This window comes from Mesorhizobium sp. M0968 (assembly GCF_040319065.1).
Lineage (GTDB): Bacteria > Pseudomonadota > Alphaproteobacteria > Rhizobiales > Rhizobiaceae > Mesorhizobium.
Window position 1 is genome coordinate 1 of record NZ_JAMYNL010000050.1, and the last position, 19,346, is coordinate 19,346.

The window sequence follows — 19,346 nt, forward strand, 5'->3', positions numbered from 1 at the left end:
AGGTGTTCCACGGACGGCTCCCTTGTTTGAGATCTCAACGAACTCATTCTGGCACATCCGATGCCGTCGGGCGCCGTCCACCCCACCATGCATCGAAAACCGACGTTGACATTTTTGTCCGCCGAGATCAATGATTGACCGTTGGGACAATTTAAAAACCGAATGGTCAACGTCGTTGGTGAAATGAGGAGAACCGAAATGCTTCGTAGCCTTGGAATAGGCGCCTCGCTCTGCGTCCTGCTGGCGATCCGGCCGGCCTTTGCGGCTGAACCTGAGCAATGCAAGGTCGTGCGCATGGCCGAGCCTGGATGGAACGACCTTGCCTTCACCACCGGTGTCACCAGCGTCTTGCTCGATGCGCTCGGCTACAAGCCGGCAAGCTCGCTTCTGGGCATCAACGTCATCTATGAATCCTTGAAGAACAATGATTTGGACGTGTTCCTTGGCTATTGGGATCCGGCGATGATCACCTACTACGAGCCCTATAAGAAGGACGGCTCGGTAGACGATGTGCGCGTCAATCTCGTCGGCGCCAAATACACCTTTGCCGTGCCGACTTACGTGTGGGAGGCCGGCGTCAAGGATTTTGCCGACCTGCAAAGGTTCGCCGACAAGTTCGGCAGGAAGATGTACGGCATCGAGCCGGGCTCCAACCAGCTGATGATGGACGCCATCGCCGATAAGTCGCTCGGCCTCGATGGCTGGCAGGTCGTCGAATCGAGTGAAGCCGGCATGCTTTCCGAGGTCGGCTACGAGATCAAGGAAAAGCGCTTCATCGTCTTCCAGGGCTGGGCGCCGCATCCAATGAACACGATGTACGACTTCAAATATCTGAGCGGCGGCGACAAGTTCTACGGCCCGAACTTCGGCGCCGCGACGGTGACGACGCAGGTGCGCAAGGGCTATCTGCAGCAATGCCCGAATGTCGGGCAGTTGCTGAAGAACCTCGCCTTCGATATCGATTTCGAAAATCTCGGCATGGGCTATCTCATCAATGACGGTATGAAGCCGGAGGAAGCCGGCCTGAAGGCCCTCAAAGAGAATCCGGATAGGCTCGGCGCCTGGCTTGCCGGTGTCACCACATTCGATGGCAAGCCCGCGCTCGATGCAGTCAAGCAGCAGCTCGGCCTGTGATATCGGCCGATCAGGCGGGCTGGAGCGGCCGCAAGCGCAAGGTCGGTGCCGGCTGCACTGAAACGGCCTTCGTCGAAATCGCCGGGCAGGAGCCCGCGCTGGTGCTGGTGCACGGCTTCTCCGACACGAGCCGCAGCTTCTCCTTGCTGGCGCCGCATCTCGCCGGGCGCCGGCTTGTCATTCCAGACCTGCGCGGGCATGGCGCCTCGCCGGCCGGGACACGCGGCTTCGCCCCAGCGGATTTCGCGGAAGATGTGGCGAGTTTGATCGAGCGATTGCGGCTCGAGCGGCCGGTTCTGGTCGGGCATTCCCTGGGCAGTATGGTGGCGATCGAGGCAGCCGCACGCTACGCCGAGATGATCGGCGGCCTGGTGCTGATGGCCGGAACGCTACGGCCGCAGATCGGTGAGGATCACCCGATGACCATTGGTGTGCGGGCGCTTCGAGACCCGATATCGCCGGCCGATCCGTTCTATGACTATTGGCATGCCTGCGAAGCCGAGGTTCCAGCGGAATTCCTGACCATGACTGCGGAGGAGGCGTCAGCCATGCCGGCGGCACTCTGGCGCGCAATCCTGGAGCAGGTTCGGCGCATCGATCTGACCGACAAGGCGCGCATGCTGCGCCTGCCGGCGCTTGTCATTGCTGGCGCGCACGACCTGCTCTTCGACGAAACGCACCAACGGCGGCTCCTCGAAGAAATCCCTAGCGCCGCTTTCGTGAGCGCGGTGCGATGCGGACACAACCCGCACTGGGAGGATCCGGCATTGGTCGCGGCAGCCATCGGCCGGTATTTCAAGATCGGTACCAAAGCTGGACCCCAGCCGACAGCCGAAGCGACCGGTAGTCCGGGCTGAGAGCAGTCATGAATCTTTCCGAATACGTGGCGTTGGATGCCGTCGCCCTGGCCGGGCATGTTCGCTCGGGCGAATTGTCGGCCGTCGAGGTCGTCGAGGCGGCTATCGAAGCGATCGAAAGCATCAATCCCGCCCTCAATGCCGTGACGCTGATCGATGCGGACCGGGCGCTTTCCGTTGCGGCAAGCTGCAACCGGCAGGCGGCACTCGCCGGCATTCCTTTTCTGGTCAAGGACACCGGCGTCAATGTATGGGAGTGGCCGACGACGCACTCGTCGCTCTACTTCAAGGATGCCGCGCCGAAGCCCGACAGCGAGATCGTCCGGCGCTGGCGGGCCGCCGGTCTGATCTTGCTGGGCAAGACAAACACGCCTGAATTTGCCAACGACTTCGTCACCGAACCCAGCTTTCGCGGCCCCACCTCGAACCCCTGGGATCCTTCGCTGACGGCGGGCGGCTCAAGCGGCGGAGCTGCTGCCGCGGTGGCGAGCGGCATGGTGCCGGTCGCCCACGGTTCCGATATCGGCGGATCGATCCGGGTGCCGGCTGCCTGTTGCGGCGTGTTCGGCATGAAGCCGTCGCGCGGGCTCATGCCTGTCGGGCCTGGTCGAGGTCAGGTCGGCGCCGGGCTCTACGCCGAGAACGTCCTGTCCCGCACCGTTCGCGACAGCGCCGCCATGCTGGACATGACTGCCGGTCCAGAACAAGGAGCGCCTTACTCCGTGTCCAAATCGGTGCCGTCCTACCTGGACTGGCTGTCTTCGCCCGGCGAGCGTCTGCGCATCGCATGCCTGGCGCGCCGGCCGGACGGCACGCCCGTCGCGTCCGAGATCGGGGCAAGATTCCAGGAAGCCATGATCCTCCTCGAGGACAGGGGGCACGAGGTCACAGACGCGCGTTTCCCGCGGGAAGCCAGCGCCGAAGCGGACTGGAGCATCTTCTGGATGTCGGAGGTCGCGCGGCTGGTTGACGAGCGCGCCGACGAGATCGGGCGGATGCCGGGGGCCGGCGAAATCGAAAGCCTGACTCGTCACGCGCTCGACTGTTTTCGGCGATCCTCGGCCGCCGATTATCTCAGGGCGCAGGACCGTGTGCACAGCGCTTCGCTGGCGATGGCGATGGCGTTCGATGGGTTCGACCTGATCATGACGCCGACGACGGCCGAGCCTACGCCCCGGCTTGGCGCCATCCATGGCGATGGTGCTCTCTTCGATTACGAGGCTTGGGCGAGCCGGGCCTACGGCTTTGCGCCTTTCACAGAAATCTTCAACGTCACCGGCCAACCGGCCGCCAGCCTGCCGCTTTTCCAGTCGAAAGACGGCCTGCCGATTGGCATCCAGCTCATTGGCCGCAAGAACGAGGATCACCGGCTGCTGCGCGTTTGCCTTGACCTGGAGCAGGCAACCGCATGGACCACGCGTTACCAGGTGATCCATGCCAGGCATTTTCAGGTGTGAACCAGACAGGGGGGTTCAGTGCACATAGGTGGCTTTCAACGGCATTGGTCACGCCGGCGTTGGCTGTCCGAGCAGCGACCGCGCCGTCGGCGCCAGGCGCAGAACCTCCACGGGCCTGGCGAATTCCCACTGCGCGGCCTGCTCCAATTCCTGCCATCTCGGGAAGGCAGCCAAGGCTGCCTCATGGCGGGCATGCGCTTCGGTGCTGTCGAAACCGGTGATGATGATGAAGACGTTTTCGCTGGCCCGCACCGGCAACCGCGGAAAGCTGTTTTCGGCATGCTCGGTAACGAAGGCGGCGAGCGGCGACGCGCCAAATGCGGCGAGCACCGGAAGGGCCGCGGTCTGGAAGTCGTTGGCGAAACGGGCTTCCAGGCCCGGTTGCAAATGATGAATCCTGATGACAACAATTGCCTGCAAATCGCTGCTTGCGCTCGGTTTTTCGAGGTTCGCCTGGGGTAATCGTTTCGATCCCGAGAGGTCTAGGTTCGCGCCCGGCCAGGCCGGCTTCAGCAGCAGCACGTCGTCGGATGAGATCATCGTGGCGTTGGCGGCGTCGCGCCACGCAGCCCAGACCGGCCCGTCGTAGAAGGCGGTCAGAGCGTTTTTCCGCGCTTCCATACCGTCGAAGCCGCGCAGCCAGACGAACATATCCGGCCGGTCGAGATCGCGGAACTGGCCGATGATGGTCATCCCCGCGCTTTCCTGGCCCTCGATCAGGTGACCGTCGAAGATGCCGATCAGCGTCTCGCGCCTGCCGGGTTTCAGCGTGTATTGCCTGAGTTCGACGACGGGCGAGGCGAGCAGATCGGATTTAGGCACGGCGTTCAAAGGCAGGTTCATCGCTTAATCTCCAAAACAGGACAGTCATCCTGTTTTACAAAACAGACCGGTTGTCCTGTTTTGTCAATCTGCTATCGTGTGAAGATGTCAGCAGAGATATCCGCTCGCCCAAGGTCGCAGGCTCAAAAACGCACCAACGACCCCCAAGGCATGCGCAAAAAGGTGCTCGATGCGAAGCAGCCAGAAGCGCCAAGGGACCCCGAAAGAGAATACGTTGAGGCTGCCATATTGCACCGTCAACTACTTGAAATGGGGGATGTCAAAGGATCGAATGCTGCTCACGACCGCTTAATCCGCGCAATAAGAGAGATCAGGAACCGACCTGATCGTGGCCGATCTTTTCTGTTGGGAACCCTGAGGCATACAGACGAAAATGTCAGGTTCTGGAGTGCCGGGCACCTTTTGCCACTCGAAGAAAAAATGGCTCTTGCCGATTTGAAGAGCCTCGCAAGAGACGCGAAATCGTCGGTGGTTAGTTTAAGTGGCGATGTGACCGCAACGGAGTGGCGAAGAGGCACGCTGAATATTGATTGGTTCATGAAAGAGTAGAAGCAGCGCCTCGTCCGAATCGATCACTGGGCGTTGGCGGCGTCGCGCCAAGCAAACCCTACCGGCTGTTTTACAAAACAGACCGGTTGTCCTGTTTTGTCAATCTGCTATCGTGTGAAGATGTCAGCAGAGATATCCGCTCGCCCAAGGTCGCGGGCTCAAAAACGCACCAACGACCCCGAAGGCATGCGCAAAAAGGTGCTCGATGTCGCCGAGGAGGCGTTTCAGGCACGCGGCTATCATGCGTCCAGCATGGGCGACCTGATGGCGACGGCGGGCGTCACCGGCGGCGCGCTGCACCACCATTTCGCGACCAAGAAGGCGCTGGCGCTCGCAGTGATCGAGGAGCGGGTCGCCGCCGCCGTAGAAGAGACATGGATCGCGCCGGTGCGGATGGCTCCCTCAGCGCGCGAGGGCGTGCGCTCCGTGTTCGCGGCCGTCGCGGCGGAGCTGGAGCAGCAGGGTTTCGTGCGCGGCTGCCCGCTCAACAACCTGGCGCATGAACTGTCGCTTGCCGATCCGGATTTCCGCATTGCCCTTGCCAGCATTTTTTCTACCTGGCGTCAGGCGATCGCCGACAAGATCAGGGCCGACCAGCAGGCGGGCCGGGAACAGGGCATCGATCCGCAGCGCTTCGCAGCGTTGGCTGTCGCCAGCTATTCCGGCGCCATGTCGATGGCCAAGACCGCGCAGGACGCAAGCGTGCTGCGCGATTGCCTGATGGCATTGGAACAGGGAGTCACGAGGCGACGTCGCAGGATACTGCACAGAGCGCTTTAACGCTGGCAGGACAGAGGCCGCAGTCGCTGATATCGCGACCGAGGCGGGAGGCCGAGCTCTTAATTCGGCAGCGGCTTGATCAGCTCGTAGGCGACCACGCTTTCGGCGCTAGTGCCCTCGTCATAGCGCCTGGCCACAACTGCCTGCAGGTCGGGTGCGTAAAGCGCGGTGAACTCGTCCCGCGTCTCGCCGGCCTCGCTCCTGATCGTCTGCTTGACCGCGAGTACGGAGTATTTGCAGTCACCCAGGCTGAACGTCTCCTTGCCCTTGACGTTGATCTCCAGCGTCTCGGTGCCCTTCGGCGGCTTGTTCGGTGCAAGACGGGCAAACACGATCTTGCTCTTGGCACCCGCCTTCAGCGGGAACACCTTCCTGAGATCGGAAAACGGGATCATCGCCAGCTGCCCCGTGCTGCTGTCGCGAAACACCTCGATCAGCCCGCCGAACAGGTACTGCGACTGCGGCGATTGCGACTGGTATTTGTTGGCAACCGCCACCATTCCGCCCGCCGCCGGGCGAAATTCGCTGTGGATGCCGGGCCTTTCGAGAATGAAGCCGGCCTTGGCCGATTTGGCGTCGATGCACCCGGCGCCATGCGCTGCGCTCGTCACCGCCAGAATCGCCATTGTCATACCGATGGATGCAGTTTTCATGGCGTCCTCTCTGCCCGCGCAAGTTGAATGCCGAAAGCAATGCCAGACCTGGGAGAACGTGTCGACATACTTTGCGAGCAACTGGACTGCCGGTCCGCGTCGTGCTGAATTTTAGCGCATGATGTATCGCATTCCCGCCCGGCCTGTTTCCCGGCGCAGGTTCCTGATGAAGGCAGCGGCCGTTGCCGCGGCCGGCGCCGTTTCGCGCCCGGCCTTCGGCCAGACCGGGCAGCGCATCCCGCCGATCGACGCCACTTTCCTGTTCATTGCCGACGTCCATGCCTGCCGCATGGCCAGCGGGTTGAGCCCGCATTGCGAGCAGCAAGGCAAGACCGACGACGCCTTGCTGCGCAACGTCGCCGCACTCAATGGCATCGGCGACAGACAATGGCCGGCCGAAGTCGATGGCGTCGCCACCGGCCTGCGCTCAAAAGGCAGAATCGGCACGCCGATCGGCCTCGTCGTTGGCGGCGACATCACCGATGACGGCGGCGGCCAGATCACCCAGCCCAGCGAGGGCACGCAGCTGCTTCAGTTCAGCCAGCGCTACCAGCAAGGCGTCGGCCCCGACCGCGTGCACATGCCGGTCTATGTCGGCCTCGGCAACCACGACCTCGACCAGAACGGCCCGCGCTCGCATGTCGACTGGTACCGCCGCGAAATGCGCGACTACGTCGAGGTCAACCACCGCCCCGGCGTGTTCTTCAAGCCGCCGGTGCCGGCCACTGCCTTCGATGTCGCGACCGACTGTTATTCGTGGGATTGGGGCGGCCTGCATCTTGTCCAGACGCACCGCTTCGCCGGCGATACCGCCCATGTCTCCGCCAGCAGCCTGCCATGGCTGAAGCAGGATCTGGCGACCTATGCCGGCGATGGGCGCCCCGTCATCCTGTTCCAGCACTATGGCTGGGACGATTTTTCGATCGAAAGATGGAACGCCGGCAAAAGAACGTTCGACGATGGCGGCACGGGTCCACCGCATTGGTGGAGCGAGGCTGACAGGCAGGCGCTGCTGGCTGCGCTGAAGGGCTATAATGTCGTCGGCATTTTTCACGGCCACCAGCACGCGACGCCGATGATCTATCGCCGTGACGGGCTCGATCTGTTCAAGCCGAAGGCGGCCTTCATGGGCGGTTTCGCGCTGGCGCGGGTGACCAGCAATAGTATGGAAGTGGTTCTGGGCGAGGCCACCGGCAACCACGGCGAGGTCACTTTCACCAACGCCTTCATCAAAAGCCTTACATTCTGAAGTTGAGCGAGCATGAAAAAGGCGGCACCCGCCGCCTTTCTTCGCTGCCCCAACGAGGCACGATCAGAGCGCCTTCCCGGCCTTGTCCTTTACGTCGCCATAGGCTTTCTGCATCTTGCCGGTGGCCTTGTCGACATCGCCTTCGGCCTCGGTGCGCCTGTTGCCGGTGGTCTTGCCGGCGGCCTGCTTGACGGCGCCCTTGGCTTGCTTGGCAACGCCGGCAACCTGATCCTTGTTCACCATCTCGCATCTCCTGAACCGTTCGCCTGGAGAAACGGTCGCGGATCGCTTAGGTTCCGGGTTCTGCCCGTCGATTGGGATAGCTTCCGGCCGCGAAGCCGACAGAATAGGGTGCACCAGAACGCTCGAATAGACAGGGCCGGAGGGACAATGGCTGAATTCACGCTCTTCATCGGCAACAAGTGTTTTTCATCGTGGTCACTGCGGCCGTGGCTGGCGATGAAGTATCTGGAGATCCCGTTCGAGGAAGGTCTTGTGCGCCTGCGCACGCCCGAGACCGCGGCCAATCTGGCCAGGATATCGCCGACCGGCCAGGTGCCGGTGCTGAACCATCGGCTGCCGAATGGCGAGGTCCGGATCGTCTGGGAAACCCTTGCCATCCTTGAATATCTCGCCGAGCTGTTTCCCGGGAAAAAGCTCTGGCCGGCCGACATCGGCGCCCGCGCGCTGGCCCGCTCGGCGGCGACAGAGATGCATTCCGGCTTTCGCGAGGTCCGCTATGGCTGGCCGATGAATTTGCGCCGGCCGAAAGGCCACAAGCCGCTCGACGCCGAAGGTGAGGCGCAACGGGCGCGCATCGAAGGGCTATGGCGCGAATGCCGCGAAAAATACGGCAAAGGCGGGCCGTTTCTGTTTGGCCATTTCACCGCGGCCGACGCCATGTATGCGCCGGTCGTCACCCGCTTCGACACCTATGGCGGCACGCTGGCAACCGATACCCGCGCCTATGTCGACGCCGTGCTTTCGATGCCGGCGATGCGGCACTGGTATGCCGAGGCGGCGAAAGAGCCTTGGCCGGAGCCCGGCCCAGACGAGTAGAGCCGAGCAACCGGCAAGCTGGTCTTCCACTTCGCGGCCCGCGGCCTATCTGAAGATCGGGCAGGGGCCTTGGAGACTTCACAATGACTTCTGTTTCTTCCGCACTGGCCGGCAAGGTCGCACTCGTCACCGGCGCCTCCTCGGGCATCGGCGAGGCAACGGCTGTGGCGCTCGCAACCGCCGGGGCCAAGGTGGCGATTGCCGCACGCCGCGCCGATCGTCTCGAAGCGCTGGCCGCACGTATCGAAAAGGCCGGCGGCACGGCGCTCCGCATCGAGGCCGACGTCACCAGCAACGACGATGTCACCGCCATGGTCGACAAGGTTGTCACCGAATGGGGCCGCCTCGACATCCTCGTCAACAATGCTGGGGTGATGCTTCTGTCGCCGGCCGCCGAGGCGATGCTCGACGACTGGCGCCGCATGGTCGAGCTCAACCTGCTGGCGCTGATGGGCGTCACCAAAGCGGCGCTGCCGCATCTGAGGGCCGCCAAGGGTCACATCGTCAATGTCTCGTCGGTCGCCGGCCGTGTCGCCAATCCGGGCGCCAGCGGCTACGCGGCAACCAAGTTCGGTGTCGTCGGCTTTTCCGAATCGCTGCGCCGCGAAGTCTACGCCGACAAGGTTCGCGTCACCGTCATCGAGCCCGGCCTGGTGCGCACCGAGCTCGGCGACCACATCACCAATCCGGCGTTCAAGGCCGATCTGGACAAGCGGCTCGCCGCCATGGAGGCGCTGACCGCCGAGGACATCGCCGCGGCCATTCTCTACGCCGTGTGCCAGCCGGCACACGTCAACGTCAACGAGATCGTCATCCGCCCGACCGACCAGGAACGGTGAGCGGCGTCAGATATTTCGCTACGCTTCGAATCCCGCTCGCAGGAAATCGCCACACTCCTCGACCAGCCGCGACGGGTCCCTCGCGAGATAGACGCCGAAATCCGCCATCGCCGCCGGCGGCAGGTTGAAGCGTCCGTTGAGGCTTTGGCAGTCGGGCGGCAGTCCTTCTTGCAGCAGAAGCCCGATGCCGAGCCCGGCCCTCAGCGCCGAGATCAGCGTCGCGAAGGTCGACACGCGGCAGCCGATCTTCCAGCCGATCCCGGCCTCGGCGAGCGAGGCCAGCATTCTGTCCTGCCAGGAGCAGGCGCCTTCGAAGATGATCAGCGGAAGCTCGACCTCGTCATCGATCTCGATCATGCGGCTTGCCGCCCAGACCAGCTGTCGTGACACATTGCCTCGCGGCGCCATTGTGAAGCGCGCCGGATCGGCCATGACGATGTCGCATCTTCCTTCGCCCAGCGACTTGCTGAGATCGCTGCTGCTGGCCGATGTCAGCTCGATCTCAACGGAGGGGTGCCGGCGGCGGAATTCGGCAATGATCAGCGGCAGCCGCGTCACCGCCAAATCCTCGACGATGCCCAGCCGGACACGGCCGACCAGCCTGCGGCCTTCTATTTCGCGCCTGGCATCGTCGCCGATCGCGATGGCCTTGCGGGCGAAGGCGAGCAGGATCTCGCCGGCCTCGGTCAGCGTCACGCCGCGCGGCGAACGGCGCAGCAGCTCGGCTCCGACTGCACCCTCGAGGCGCTGAAGCTGCATGCTCACCGCCGCCTGGGTGCGGGCAAGCCGATCGGCCGCCCGGCTCACCGTTCCCGTGTCGGCCACGGTGACGAAGGCGCGCAGCAGCCTGACGTCGATATCACCAGTCATAAGAATTCCTGATAGCTGTGTCAGCACTATCAGGCTATCCGAAAGCCCGATCTGAATTCAAGGTCCGCTCGCGCCAACGAAAACAGGAGCAGCCACCTTGTCCTACAGAAGAAGATTTGAGGAGTTCGGTGTCGCCTGGCCGTCGCTTGAGCGGCCCGTTTTGCCGTTCTCGCCGACGGTTCGGGTCGCCGACATCGTCTATGTCTCCGGTCAGATCCCCGAGATCGGGCAGGAGATCGCTGCGATCGGCCAGGTCGGCAGGGAGATCGATCTGGCCGCGGCGCGGAACGCCGCCCGGCTCTGCGCGGCCAACATCGTCTATTGGCTGGACAAGGGACTGGACGGCAATCTCGACCGCGTCGTGAAATTCGCCAAGCTGACCGTCTATGTGAATGCGGCGGCCGGCTTTTCGGCCTATTCGGAGGTCGGCAACGGAGCATCCGAATTTCTGCTCCATGTTTTCGGCGAGCGTGGCGAGCACGCCCGCTGCTCGCTCGGCATGGCCGGCTTGCCGGCCAATGTTCCGGTCGAAGCCGACGCTATCGTGCATGTTCGCTGATGCACGCCCAAAGCATGGCCTCGGGCCTGATCCCGAGGCTGCGCAGTGAAACAAAAACCAGGAGGAGACTTGGCTTGATTAGCGCAAATCTTGAGGGGCGGAAGGCGCTTGTCCTCGGCGGAGGCAAGGGCCTCGGTTTCGGCGTTGCCGAAGCGCTCGCGGCGAAAGGCGCCGAGATCATCCTGGTCGGACGCGGGAAGGAGACCCTGGATGCGGCGCGGTGCGCGATCGAGTCCGCCAGCCCCGTCTGCTCGACCTTCAGCGCCGATCTTTCCGACAACGACAGCGTCTCCCGGCTGATCCGTGCCATCGAGGACGAGCATCAGCGGATCGACATCGTCCTGCTCAATGGCGGCGGCCCGCCGCCCTTCGCGGCCAGCGTCTTCGATGCGAGCGTCTGGGAAAAGCAGTTCACCAGCATGGTGCTGAGCCAGATGCGCATCGCCATTTCTTTCCTGCCAGGCATGCGGGCACGGCGCTGGGGACGCATCATCGCCGTTTCCTCCACGTCCGTCCGCGAGCCGATCCCCGGCCTCACCGCTTCGAATGCGTTGCGCGCGTCGCTTGCCGGCTGGGCCAAGACCCTGGCCGGCGAAGTGGCGGCGGACGGCGTCACCGTCAACCTGTTGCTGCCTGGCCGTTTTGCGACGGACCGGACGAAGCGGTTCGACGCGATGGACGCCGCCGACAGGGGTGTGGACGCTGCTGTGATCGCCGCCGAGAGTCAGGCCGAAATCCCGGCAAAGCGCTACGGCACCCCCGCCGAATTCGGCGCGGTTGCCGCGTTCCTGGCCAGCGACGACGCCGCCTATATCACCGGCGTGGCTTTGCCGGTGGATGGCGGGCTCAGCCGGGCCATGCTGTGAGGGGCAGGGTGCAGCGGCGCGAATGGTCGCATCACAGGAACGCCCCTCGTGCCTTTTATCTGCGCGGGGGGCGTCCTGTTTGTCGTCCGCCTTTTCTCAAGATCGCTCTTTCGAGAACGGCTTTCGACACCGAAAAAAATGCCCCGGCGCCAAAATGGTTCCCGGCTGATTGGTTTTTTCGGCGGGCAATAGCCCGGCTTTCGCCGTCCGATGTGCTGGCGCGGGCCGCCGCCGCGCGTCTCCGCGAGTGTGGCAAATCAAAAAAATTGACACAACGCGCAAAGAAGTCTATAAGAATTTTGTCGATATTTGTTTGACCGACTTTTGTTATCCGCGTGCCTAGGCGCGCCTTTGGCGAACTTCCCCCATCAAAGTCGAGACAAACGTTGTTGTGCATCCGCATGACGGCGAACGAATATTTGCCATGGAAAGGGTTCGTTATGAGCACAGGCACAGTTAAATGGTTCAACGCCACCAAGGGTTTTGGTTTTATTCAGCCTGACGACGGTTCTGCCGACGTTTTCGTCCACATCTCAGCCGTCGAGCGCGCCGGAATGCGCGACATCGTCGAGGGCCAGAAGCTTGGCTACGAGATGGTCCGCGACAACAAGTCGGGCAAGATGTCCGCCGACCAGTTGAAGGCGGCCTAAAACGGAATTCAGCCTCACCGGTGACCACGGATGTACTGGCACCGGTGAATGGCAAATTCCAGCGCACGATCGCGGGGATGTTAAGTCCCGCTCATGCGCATGAGAAGAACGTTTCTTTGCGCGTCTCTCGGGATGCGCAGGCGCTCTTATGGAAGGTCAGGCGGTGCCTGGCCTTTTTCATTTTTGCGCTTCGACCGCCGAAAGAGCGCTGCTCGACGGCCCGGACGTGCTAAGGACGTTCCAGCAATTTGAAACCGGCTGCCGTATTGCTTTGTGCGGGATCCTGGCCGAAAGACCAGTCTCGCCACTTTTCGGCGGCGTGCTCCGACCCGGGAGAAAGACCTTGACCGCAACTTCAAAAAAACCCCGCGACCAGGCCGAATCCATTTTCAGCAAGACGCGGACCCAGTCGATGTCGCTCGACCGCATCAATTCCGAACGGGATGCCGTCAGCCAGGCCCGCGAAGCCAAGACCGCGCGGCTGCGCGAATTGCGCCTGGAGAAGGAAGCCGACGACATGGCGGCGGCGGTTGCGCTCGCGGCCTCGCCGAAACGCGCAGGCAAACGCTGATGGCCACCAAACGCGTGCCTCAAAAGGCGATCGCCGCAGATTCGACCATCGCCGATGTCGTGGGCGAACTAGACAAGCCGGTCGAATATGTCCGGCGCGTGCTCGAAAAGCTCGAGCGCTGCAGGCGTGTCCACGGCGATGCCCAGGTTCGGCTCGGCGTGCGCGGTCGTGCCGAATGCCCCAATTATCTGATCGAATACGTCCGGGAAAACACCAAGACCCGCGAGCGCGTGACCTTTCAGGATGCCGCCTACAGCGGCAGCACGCATCGCGAGCTGGCGCCCCGGCACATCGAGGAAGCCAGGAACTGGTCGCCCGAAGAAATGAACATCACGGCCGTTTCGGCGCTTATCGGCCGCCTTCGCAATCCGAATGCGCCATCATCGCGTTTCTCTGACGAGGATTGATATGGCAATCAAGTTTTCCGCCAAGGGCCAGCCGGCAGCGCCTGCTGCCGCCGTGAAGCCGGCCAAGCCGGCGGCCGCGCCAAAAACCGGCGAAGCCGCCGAAGCGGGCACTGATCTGTTCAGGTCGCCGGCGGAAGCACCGCCGCGCAAGCCCAAGAAGAAATAGCGCCCTTGCAGCAAAATGCCGACCGGAAATCTGCGCCAAGGCTGCTTGCCCTGGCGGTCGCAGAGGAGTTTTCGTCGCCACAAGAGGGCGTCGGTCCGATTGCCTTCGATTGCCAGACCTGTGGCGCCTGCTGCGCCTACTCGTCCAGATGGCCGCGCTTCTCCACCGAGGATGACGCGCAGCTCGACCTTATCCCGCAAAAATACGTGGCTGCCGACGAAGCCGGTATGCGCTGCGACGGCGCGCGCTGTTCGGCACTGTGCGGCGAGGTCGGCAAGTCAACGGCCTGCGGCATCTACGACATCCGCCCCGACGTCTGCCGCGCCTGCATGCCGGGCGATGACGACTGCCTGATGGCGCGCCGGGCTCACGGACTGCCGACGCTGTAATGGCGGCCCTCGGGCTGGCGTCTCACTTTTGAAATTCCTCAATCAGATGAGCGAAAGTCGCTGCGGTAGAGGCCGGGTGATCGTCCGGTCAACCGTTTGAATGCCTGCGAGAACGACGGCACCGATTCATATCCGACGGCGCGCCCGATCTCACCAATGTTCTGGTTCGTTTCCCGCAGAGCCCTGGCGGCAAGGTTCATCCGCCACCGGGTCACATAGGATAGCGGCGGCTGTCCTACCAGTTGAGCGAAGCGACGCGCGAAGGTGGCCCGCGATTGTGCTGCGCCGCTGGCAAGGGAAGCGATGGTCCAGGGATTGCCCGGCCGCTCGTGGATCAGGCGCAAAGCCTGCGCAATGCCTTTGTCGCGCAAGGCGCCAAACCATTCCCCTGTTCCGAGTGGCTGATGTTCGATCCAGGCACGCAACAAGAAGATCAACGTGCTGTCGAGAAGGCGTGGGGCGACAATGTCGTGGCCGCCGAGATCGCCTTTCGCTTCGACCTGCAGAAGTTCCAGGGCAAGCCGCAGCGGCTCGCTGGTGCCAATCTGATTTCGGGTCAAATGGATCAGCGGAGGAAGCAGCGAAACCATCGGGTATGGCCCGACGCCGTCGAGTGAATATCTCGCACAAAGAAGAGTTGTCGCGTCGCTCTCGCTTTTCGGTTCCAGTCCGCTCCGATTTGCGGAAAGGACGGCGGATATCGATGCCGTCGGTGCATCCGCCGGATTGCAAAGGGTATGCCCGATACCGCTCGCGACAAGGATGACATCTCCCTCGCCTAAGCGGATCGGCTCCCTTTCACCGGCTAACCGCAGCCAGCATTCGCCGTTCTGTATGACGTGGATGGCGGCATTCCTTGTCGGATCGACTGAAATGCCCCAGGGCCGATGCAGGGTCGCGCTGCCGATCATGGCGCTGCCAAATCTCAGCGAAGCAAGAACTTCGGACAAGGCGTCCATGAGAACCATCCTCCGACAATGAACCAGATGACGATATTAGACGATTGGATAAGAATCTAGGCGAATAGCGTATCGACCATCTCACAAGCGTGGCTGATCATGTTGGCAATATCGGCCTGCGGACGCCCCTGTCCACGTCGGGCAGAAGCAGGCACCTCACGGAGCAAAAACATGCGTGACGAACCATCAAATCCAGTTCCAGCCAAGATCCATAATTCGCTCGAGACCAACAAAACGATCGTCCTGGACTTCATCGACAAAGCAGTAAACCAGGGCAACATCGAAGCTGCTTCGACGCATTTTGGCGAACGCTACATCCAACACAATCCGAACATTGCGGATGGTGCGGACGGCTTCAAAGCCTATCTGCAGCAGCTCAAACAGTCATTTCCCCTCGTAAGGGGAGAGGTGAAGCGGATTTTTGCCGAAGGGGATTTCGTCATCGTGCACATGCACGCAAAACGCGAACCGGAGGAGGAGGGCCTGGCCATTGTCGACATTTTCAGGCTGAAGGACAGCAAGCTGGTCGAACACTGGGAAGTTCGGCAGCCTATTGCCGATAGCAAGCTGCACGCCAACAGCATGATCTGAATGCGCATAGGCTCTCAGGTTGGCTTGTGCCCGCACGTTTCGCTGATTACGCTGCCGGCGGCAGGGCCAGCACCGGGAGACCATCCGTGAGCATCGAATTTCTGTTGACGTCGCTGATTGTCGTGGCTTCGCCCGGCACCGGCGTTCTCTATACGCTGAGCGCCGGGCTTTCGCGTGGTGCGCGCGCCAGCATCATTGCCGCTTTCGGCTGCACGCTCGGCATCATTCCGCACATGGCGGCCGCCATCACCGGCCTCGCGGCTCTGCTGCATACCAGTGCCGTCGCCTTCGAGACGCTGAAATATCTCGGCGTCGCCTATCTTCTCTACATGGCCTGGAACACGCTGAAGGAGAAGGGCGGCCTGAGCGTCGACGAAAATGTGGCGCCGCGCTCGGCCGGCAAGGTGATCACTTCGGGCATCCTCATCAACATCCTCAATCCGAAGCTGTCGATCTTCTTCTTTGCCTTCCTGCCGCAATTCGTCAGCACCACCGAACCGCATGCGCTGTCGCAGATGCTGGAGCTCAGCAGCGTCTTCATGCTGCTCACCTTCGTGGTCTTTGTCGGCTACGGCGTTTTCGCGGCGTCAATCCGCAGCCATGTCGTGTCGCGGCCAAAGGTGCTGACCTGGATGCGCCGTACCTTCGCCGGAGCCTTTGTCATGCTCGGCGCCAAACTGGCGCTGGCGGACCGGTAGACAGGAAGGTCGCGGGCATTCAAATCTATCCCTTCACATAGCCCATGGCCTCGACAATCTGCCCGTCCGCCACGCGCATCAGGTTGACGCCGCGCAGCGAATTGCCGTCGCCCATCCAGTAGCGCCAGCGGATCGTCGCCCGATCGCCGGCGACGAAAGTTTCTTCAATGTCGAAGCGCGTGCCGGGTCCGGTTGCGATCGCCGACCACAGTTCGACGCAGGCGCCCTTGCCGATGCGGCGGGCGCCGTCCGGGGCCGGCGTGGTGTTTTCGATCACGCAATCTTCCGCCACCAGATCGTCGAGCGCCGACGGGTCGTGGCGCTGGAAGACGTCGTTGTAGCGCCGCATGATCTCGGCCGTTTCGGCGGAGCGTTTGGCGGCGGCGATGTCGATGACGAGTTCCTGTGTCATTGGATATTCCTTCCCTTCAGTGATCGGTAGCGGTTTCGATGAGGCGGGCCTTGAGCGTGATCACTGCGACGCCGGCCAGCGCCCGCGACACGAGGCAGCTCTCCTTGGCCGTCTGCGCCAGCCGCTCGAACTCCCCCGCCGCCAGCCCGGCGACGCTTGCCTCGGTTTCCAGCTCGATACGGGTCATCAGCGTCGGTCCAGCCGCGGTGGCGCCGAGATGCGCTTTCGCGATCGTGTGGATGCGTGCGGGAGTGTAACCTTCGCGGCCGAGGACGGCGCTCAGCGCCATTGAGAAGCAGCCGGCATGCGCCGCCGCAATCAATTCCTCGGGGTTGGTGCCGGGACCGTTCTCGAAACGCGACGGGAACGAGTAGGCGCCTTCGAAGACGCCGCTGCCGAGCTTCAGCCGGCCCGAACCTTCCTTCAACGATCCCTGCCATTGGGCCTCTGCTTCACGAATGGTCATAATGGTCATTGTGCCTCTCCTTTGATTTGAGGGGTCGATCAGATTTTGGGGCGGACCAGTCAGGCGCTGTCGACGACCACTTTCCCGAAGACGTCGCCTTGCTGGAAATAGCGATAGGCGTCGTTGGCCTTGTCGAAGGCGAACACCTTGTCGATGACAGGCTTAAGCCGATGCACCGAGATGGCGCGCAGCATGGCTTCGAGGTTGGTGCGATTGCCGACGAACAGGCGGCTGATGGTGGCGAGGCTGCGCTGGTAGACCGGGCCGGGGATCTGCACCGTCCCGCCTTTCGCATCCTGTATGGTGAGAAGCACGATGCGCCCGTAAAGCGCGCAGGCGATCATCGACTGCGCGAAGGTCGGCGGGCCGCCGGTCTCGACGACGAGGTCGATGCCGCCGGTCTGCTCTCGTACCGCAGCACCCCATTCCGGCATGTCGGCGGTCGAGACGACGAGGTCGGCGCCCAGCGCCTGCAGCCGGTCCAGCTTCTCGTTGCGCGAGCTGACTGCCACGACACGGCAGCCGAGCAGCTTGGCGAATTGCAGCGCAAATAGCGCGACGCCACCTGAACCGATGACAAGAACCCATTGGCCGGGCTTCGGCATTTCGGCCGCCGTCACGGCATTCCAGGCGGTCAGGCCGGCGCAGGTTAGTGTCGCCGCTTGATGCCAGTCGAGATGATCGGGAAGCCGCACCGCCCATTGCTCGTCGAGCACGGCGTATTCGGCCAGCATCCCGTCCAGCGTGCAGCCAAGCTGGTCGATCAGACCGGCATTGATGCGGCCATCGATCCAGCGCGCAAAATAACTGCCGGTGACGCGGTCGCCGACCGCAAAGCGGGTGACGGCCTCGCCGACCGCAACGACTTCGCCGGCACCATCGCTCAGCGGAACGACCCCTTGGCGCGGCGCCAGTGGATAGCTGCCGTTGAGGATCATCGTGTCGCGGCGGTTGAGCGAAGCGGCGCGGACACGCACGACGATCTCGTGCGGCTTCGGCGTCGGCTGCGCCTCGTCGCGCATCACCAGGCACTTGGTCCCGCAGGTTCCTTCAAGACGATAACTGCGCATTTGCCTCTCGATATGTAGACTGATCTACATATTATGTAGACCGATTGTCATATTCGAGGCAAGGTCTATAATGCTCACTCCTGACAGAGGTTGACATGGCGAACGACACCCGTACCCGCATACTCGAGACCACGGGGCGCCTGCTTCGGCAGCGCGGCTATCACGGCACTTCGCTCAACGACATATTGAGCGCCTCAGGCACACCGAGAGGTTCGCTCTACTTTCACTTTCCGGGCGGCAAGGATCAGCTGGTCATCGAGGTGACGCGCGACAGCGTCGCCGATGTGACGCAGAGGCTGGACGCCGCGCTCGCTGCCGAAAAGGACCCGGCGGTGGCTGTCCACCACATCTACCAGTCGGTCGCGCGCATGCTGGAAGACAATCGGTTCACGCTCGGTTGCCCGATCGCACCCGTGGTCTTGGACTCGCCGATCGACATGCCGGAACTGGCCGAATTGTGCCGGTCCGCCTTCGAGCAATGGATAGGCTTGCTCAGGGCGGCCTTCGTCAGGGCAGGGGTGCCCGAGCGACGCGCGCACGCGCTGGCATTGCTGGTCGAATCATCGCTTGAAGGACTGATGGTGATCGCACGCGCCACCCACGACCGCGCCCCGGTGCTGGCGGTAGCCGATGAGGTCGCGGCGCTGATTGAGGGGGCATTGCCGGCCAAGAGTGCCACTGCCGCGGTGCATTGACGTTTATGCCTTCATCGCATCGAAGGCGGCGCGGCGTTCCGCCAAAAGGGCCAAGGCTGCAGCTCGACGATTCATGTTCTGCGCTGCCGCGACGCTTGGAAGCAAGGGCATGGTAGCCGAACAGACGCGTCCTGCGGGATACGCGCCTGCTTACTTGGGATCGGACGGCCTCTCAATCTCCGCCACATCAACGAAAAAGGGCGGCATCGCTGCCGCCCTTTTCGTAAGCTTGCGAGATTGGCTGGATTAGAAATCCATGCCGCCCATGCCGCCCATGCCGCCGCCGCCCATGCCGCCAGGCATGCCGCCGCCAGCCGACTCCTTCTTCGGAGCCTCCGCGATCATGGCTTCGGTGGTGACCAGCAGGCCGGCGACCGAGGCCGCGTCCTGCAGGGCCGTGCGCACAACCTTGACCGGATCGACGATCCCCATGGCGATCATGTCGCCATATTCGCCGGTCTGGGCGTTGTAACCGAAGGTCGCGCCCTTGTTCTCAAGGATCTTGCCGGCAACGATCGATGCTTCCGCACCGGCGTTGGCCGCGATCTGACGGGCCG

At 62.8% G+C, this 19,346-nt stretch carries 27 protein-coding genes and 1 pseudogene; 18 read left to right on the forward strand and 10 right to left on the reverse strand.

Annotated elements, in window-relative coordinates; translation table 11 throughout:
- Positions 1-198 precede the first annotated feature (198 nt).
- The 3 genes from choX to NKH67_RS32755 are packed head-to-tail and all read left to right on the forward strand — an operon-like array spanning position 199 to position 3,448.
- Positions 199-1,134 (forward strand): choline ABC transporter substrate-binding protein, encoded by a 936-nt coding sequence (gene choX / locus NKH67_RS32745; protein WP_352503398.1) that lies wholly within the window; start codon positions 199-201, stop codon positions 1,132-1,134.
- The gene (locus tag NKH67_RS32750; RefSeq protein WP_352503397.1) at positions 1,131-1,991 is read left to right on the forward strand and encodes an alpha/beta fold hydrolase; all 861 of its coding nucleotides are present in this window, start codon (positions 1,131-1,133) and stop codon (positions 1,989-1,991) included. Before choX ends, NKH67_RS32750 begins: the two co-directional genes overlap by 4 nt.
- Positions 1,992-1,999: 8 nt before the next feature.
- Positions 2,000-3,448, forward strand: a complete 1,449-nt coding sequence (locus NKH67_RS32755; RefSeq protein WP_352503396.1) for an amidase — start codon at positions 2,000-2,002, stop codon at positions 3,446-3,448.
- 48 nt (positions 3,449-3,496) lie between these two features.
- On the opposite strand, the gene NKH67_RS32760 is transcribed toward NKH67_RS32755, so the two are convergent.
- Positions 3,497-4,270: an NIPSNAP family protein gene (locus NKH67_RS32760; protein WP_352503403.1), complete on the reverse strand. Its 774-nt coding sequence runs from the start codon at positions 4,268-4,270 to the stop codon at positions 3,497-3,499.
- On the opposite strand from NKH67_RS32760, the gene NKH67_RS32765 reads away from it, so the two are divergent.
- Positions 4,169-4,840: a hypothetical protein gene (locus NKH67_RS32765; protein ID WP_352503404.1), complete on the forward strand. Its 672-nt coding sequence runs from the start codon at positions 4,169-4,171 to the stop codon at positions 4,838-4,840. The two genes, NKH67_RS32760 and NKH67_RS32765, sit on opposite strands and share 102 nt — an antisense overlap.
- Positions 4,841-5,026: 186 nt before the next feature.
- The gene (locus NKH67_RS32770) at positions 5,027-5,620 is read left to right on the forward strand and encodes a TetR/AcrR family transcriptional regulator (protein WP_352472654.1); all 594 of its coding nucleotides are present in this window, start codon (positions 5,027-5,029) and stop codon (positions 5,618-5,620) included.
- 59 nt (positions 5,621-5,679) lie between these two features.
- On the opposite strand, the gene NKH67_RS32775 is transcribed toward NKH67_RS32770, so the two are convergent.
- A complete protein-coding gene (locus tag NKH67_RS32775; protein ID WP_352503395.1) occupies positions 5,680-6,273 on the reverse strand; it encodes a hypothetical protein in 594 nt (197 codons plus the stop codon).
- A 118-nt stretch (positions 6,274-6,391) separates the two neighbouring features.
- Here NKH67_RS32775 and NKH67_RS32780 point away from each other — a divergent pair, with 118 nt between their 5' ends.
- Entirely contained in the window at positions 6,392-7,522 is a 1,131-nt protein-coding gene (locus NKH67_RS32780) for a metallophosphoesterase (protein ID WP_352503394.1), read from the forward strand.
- Between the two features lie 63 nt (positions 7,523-7,585).
- On the opposite strand, the gene NKH67_RS32785 is transcribed toward NKH67_RS32780, so the two are convergent.
- On the reverse strand, positions 7,586-7,765 hold the full coding sequence (locus tag NKH67_RS32785) for a CsbD family protein (RefSeq protein WP_352503393.1): 180 nt from the start codon (positions 7,763-7,765) through the stop codon (positions 7,586-7,588).
- A gap of 147 nt (positions 7,766-7,912) precedes the next feature.
- Between NKH67_RS32785 and NKH67_RS32790 the strand changes: the two genes are divergently transcribed.
- Positions 7,913-8,581, forward strand: coding sequence for a glutathione S-transferase family protein (locus NKH67_RS32790; protein WP_352503392.1), 669 nt, complete (start codon positions 7,913-7,915; stop codon positions 8,579-8,581).
- Between the two features lie 83 nt (positions 8,582-8,664).
- The gene (locus tag NKH67_RS32795; protein ID WP_352503391.1) at positions 8,665-9,420 is read left to right on the forward strand and encodes an SDR family NAD(P)-dependent oxidoreductase; all 756 of its coding nucleotides are present in this window, start codon (positions 8,665-8,667) and stop codon (positions 9,418-9,420) included.
- An 18-nt stretch (positions 9,421-9,438) separates the two neighbouring features.
- On the opposite strand, the gene NKH67_RS32800 is transcribed toward NKH67_RS32795, so the two are convergent.
- Positions 9,439-10,290: a LysR family transcriptional regulator gene (locus tag NKH67_RS32800; RefSeq protein WP_352503390.1), complete on the reverse strand. Its 852-nt coding sequence runs from the start codon at positions 10,288-10,290 to the stop codon at positions 9,439-9,441.
- 97 nt (positions 10,291-10,387) lie between these two features.
- Between NKH67_RS32800 and NKH67_RS32805 the strand changes: the two genes are divergently transcribed.
- The 7 genes from NKH67_RS32805 to NKH67_RS32835 all read left to right on the forward strand — a co-directional run bounded on the left by NKH67_RS32805 (position 10,388) and on the right by NKH67_RS32835 (position 13,898).
- Positions 10,388-10,849: a RidA family protein gene (locus NKH67_RS32805; RefSeq protein ID WP_352503389.1), complete on the forward strand. Its 462-nt coding sequence runs from the start codon at positions 10,388-10,390 to the stop codon at positions 10,847-10,849.
- Positions 10,849-11,715 carry an SDR family oxidoreductase gene (locus NKH67_RS32810; protein WP_352503388.1) on the forward strand — a complete coding sequence of 289 codons (867 nt, stop codon included), beginning with the start codon at positions 10,849-10,851 and terminating at the stop codon, positions 11,713-11,715. Before NKH67_RS32805 ends, NKH67_RS32810 begins: the two co-directional genes overlap by 1 nt.
- A gap of 440 nt (positions 11,716-12,155) precedes the next feature.
- On the forward strand, positions 12,156-12,365 hold the full coding sequence (locus tag NKH67_RS32815) for a cold-shock protein (RefSeq protein WP_010915421.1): 210 nt from the start codon (positions 12,156-12,158) through the stop codon (positions 12,363-12,365).
- A gap of 343 nt (positions 12,366-12,708) precedes the next feature.
- Positions 12,709-12,936, forward strand: a complete 228-nt coding sequence (locus NKH67_RS32820) for a hypothetical protein (protein WP_023677608.1) — start codon at positions 12,709-12,711, stop codon at positions 12,934-12,936.
- Entirely contained in the window at positions 12,936-13,343 is a 408-nt protein-coding gene (locus tag NKH67_RS32825) for a hypothetical protein (RefSeq protein ID WP_352503387.1), read from the forward strand. Before NKH67_RS32820 ends, NKH67_RS32825 begins: the two co-directional genes overlap by 1 nt.
- Before the next feature lies 1 nt (position 13,344).
- Positions 13,345-13,509 carry a hypothetical protein gene (locus NKH67_RS32830; RefSeq protein ID WP_023722752.1) on the forward strand — a complete coding sequence of 55 codons (165 nt, stop codon included), beginning with the start codon at positions 13,345-13,347 and terminating at the stop codon, positions 13,507-13,509.
- 50 nt (positions 13,510-13,559) lie between these two features.
- A complete protein-coding gene (locus NKH67_RS32835; protein ID WP_352503402.1) occupies positions 13,560-13,898 on the forward strand; it encodes a YkgJ family cysteine cluster protein in 339 nt (112 codons plus the stop codon).
- 38 nt (positions 13,899-13,936) lie between these two features.
- Here NKH67_RS32835 and NKH67_RS32840 read toward each other — a convergent pair whose 3' ends face one another.
- Complete coding sequence (locus tag NKH67_RS32840; RefSeq protein WP_353032870.1) at positions 13,937-14,269, reverse strand: helix-turn-helix domain-containing protein; 333 nt, start codon at positions 14,267-14,269, stop codon at positions 13,937-13,939.
- Between the two features lie 96 nt (positions 14,270-14,365).
- Positions 14,366-14,866: pseudogene (locus tag NKH67_RS32845) on the reverse strand (cupin domain-containing protein); the annotation flags it as partial.
- Positions 14,867-15,028: 162 nt separating this feature from the next.
- Between NKH67_RS32845 and NKH67_RS32850 the strand changes: the two are divergent.
- Both NKH67_RS32850 and NKH67_RS32855 read left to right on the forward strand, forming a co-directional pair.
- Positions 15,029-15,448 carry a nuclear transport factor 2 family protein gene (locus NKH67_RS32850; protein ID WP_352472665.1) on the forward strand — a complete coding sequence of 140 codons (420 nt, stop codon included), beginning with the start codon at positions 15,029-15,031 and terminating at the stop codon, positions 15,446-15,448.
- An 86-nt stretch (positions 15,449-15,534) separates the two neighbouring features.
- On the forward strand, positions 15,535-16,146 hold the full coding sequence (locus NKH67_RS32855; RefSeq protein WP_352472666.1) for a LysE family translocator: 612 nt from the start codon (positions 15,535-15,537) through the stop codon (positions 16,144-16,146).
- A 25-nt stretch (positions 16,147-16,171) separates the two neighbouring features.
- Here the strand turns inward: NKH67_RS32855 and NKH67_RS32860 are convergent, their stop codons facing one another.
- The 3 genes from NKH67_RS32860 to NKH67_RS32870 are packed head-to-tail and all read right to left on the reverse strand — an operon-like array spanning position 16,172 to position 18,094.
- A complete protein-coding gene (locus NKH67_RS32860) occupies positions 16,172-16,558 on the reverse strand; it encodes a nuclear transport factor 2 family protein (RefSeq protein ID WP_352472667.1) in 387 nt (128 codons plus the stop codon).
- Positions 16,559-16,574: 16 nt separating this feature from the next.
- Positions 16,575-17,024, reverse strand: coding sequence for an OsmC family protein (locus NKH67_RS32865; RefSeq protein WP_352472675.1), 450 nt, complete (start codon positions 17,022-17,024; stop codon positions 16,575-16,577).
- 59 nt (positions 17,025-17,083) lie between these two features.
- Positions 17,084-18,094, reverse strand: coding sequence for a zinc-dependent alcohol dehydrogenase family protein (locus tag NKH67_RS32870; RefSeq protein ID WP_352503385.1), 1,011 nt, complete (start codon positions 18,092-18,094; stop codon positions 17,084-17,086).
- A gap of 95 nt (positions 18,095-18,189) precedes the next feature.
- Between NKH67_RS32870 and NKH67_RS32875 the strand changes: the two genes are divergently transcribed.
- Positions 18,190-18,789, forward strand: coding sequence for a TetR/AcrR family transcriptional regulator (locus tag NKH67_RS32875; protein WP_352503384.1), 600 nt, complete (start codon positions 18,190-18,192; stop codon positions 18,787-18,789).
- Between the two features lie 246 nt (positions 18,790-19,035).
- Here the strand turns inward: NKH67_RS32875 and NKH67_RS32880 are convergent.
- The coding region (locus NKH67_RS32880) for a TCP-1/cpn60 chaperonin family protein (RefSeq protein ID WP_353032867.1) at positions 19,036-19,346 on the reverse strand (311 nt) is incomplete at its 5' end.

What these genes read in the sequence shown, in the direction of transcription:
- choX (WP_352503398.1), top strand. Translation starts at nt 199, where the DNA reads ATGCTTCGTAGCCTTGGAATAGGCGCCTCGCTCTGCGTCCTGCTGGCG.
- NKH67_RS32755 (WP_352503396.1), top strand. Translation starts at nt 2,000, where the DNA reads ATGAATCTTTCCGAATACGTGGCGTTGGATGCCGTCGCCCTGGCCGGG.
- NKH67_RS32770 (WP_352472654.1), top strand. Translation starts at nt 5,027, where the DNA reads ATGCGCAAAAAGGTGCTCGATGTCGCCGAGGAGGCGTTTCAGGCACGC.
- NKH67_RS32775 (WP_352503395.1), bottom strand. Translation starts at nt 6,273, where the DNA reads ATGAAAACTGCATCCATCGGTATGACAATGGCGATTCTGGCGGTGACG.
- NKH67_RS32780 (WP_352503394.1), top strand. Translation starts at nt 6,392, where the DNA reads ATGATGTATCGCATTCCCGCCCGGCCTGTTTCCCGGCGCAGGTTCCTG.
- NKH67_RS32785 (WP_352503393.1), bottom strand. Translation starts at nt 7,765, where the DNA reads ATGGTGAACAAGGATCAGGTTGCCGGCGTTGCCAAGCAAGCCAAGGGC.
- NKH67_RS32790 (WP_352503392.1), top strand. Translation starts at nt 7,913, where the DNA reads ATGGCTGAATTCACGCTCTTCATCGGCAACAAGTGTTTTTCATCGTGG.
- NKH67_RS32795 (WP_352503391.1), top strand. Translation starts at nt 8,665, where the DNA reads ATGACTTCTGTTTCTTCCGCACTGGCCGGCAAGGTCGCACTCGTCACC.
- NKH67_RS32800 (WP_352503390.1), bottom strand. Translation starts at nt 10,290, where the DNA reads ATGACTGGTGATATCGACGTCAGGCTGCTGCGCGCCTTCGTCACCGTG.
- NKH67_RS32810 (WP_352503388.1), top strand. Translation starts at nt 10,849, where the DNA reads ATGCACGCCCAAAGCATGGCCTCGGGCCTGATCCCGAGGCTGCGCAGT.
- NKH67_RS32815 (WP_010915421.1), top strand. Translation starts at nt 12,156, where the DNA reads ATGAGCACAGGCACAGTTAAATGGTTCAACGCCACCAAGGGTTTTGGT.
- NKH67_RS32825 (WP_352503387.1), top strand. Translation starts at nt 12,936, where the DNA reads ATGGCCACCAAACGCGTGCCTCAAAAGGCGATCGCCGCAGATTCGACC.
- NKH67_RS32830 (WP_023722752.1), top strand. Translation starts at nt 13,345, where the DNA reads ATGGCAATCAAGTTTTCCGCCAAGGGCCAGCCGGCAGCGCCTGCTGCC.
- NKH67_RS32850 (WP_352472665.1), top strand. Translation starts at nt 15,029, where the DNA reads ATGCGTGACGAACCATCAAATCCAGTTCCAGCCAAGATCCATAATTCG.
- NKH67_RS32860 (WP_352472667.1), bottom strand. Translation starts at nt 16,558, where the DNA reads ATGACACAGGAACTCGTCATCGACATCGCCGCCGCCAAACGCTCCGCC.
- NKH67_RS32865 (WP_352472675.1), bottom strand. Translation starts at nt 17,024, where the DNA reads ATGACCATTCGTGAAGCAGAGGCCCAATGGCAGGGATCGTTGAAGGAA.
- NKH67_RS32870 (WP_352503385.1), bottom strand. Translation starts at nt 18,094, where the DNA reads ATGCGCAGTTATCGTCTTGAAGGAACCTGCGGGACCAAGTGCCTGGTG.
- NKH67_RS32875 (WP_352503384.1), top strand. Translation starts at nt 18,190, where the DNA reads ATGGCGAACGACACCCGTACCCGCATACTCGAGACCACGGGGCGCCTG.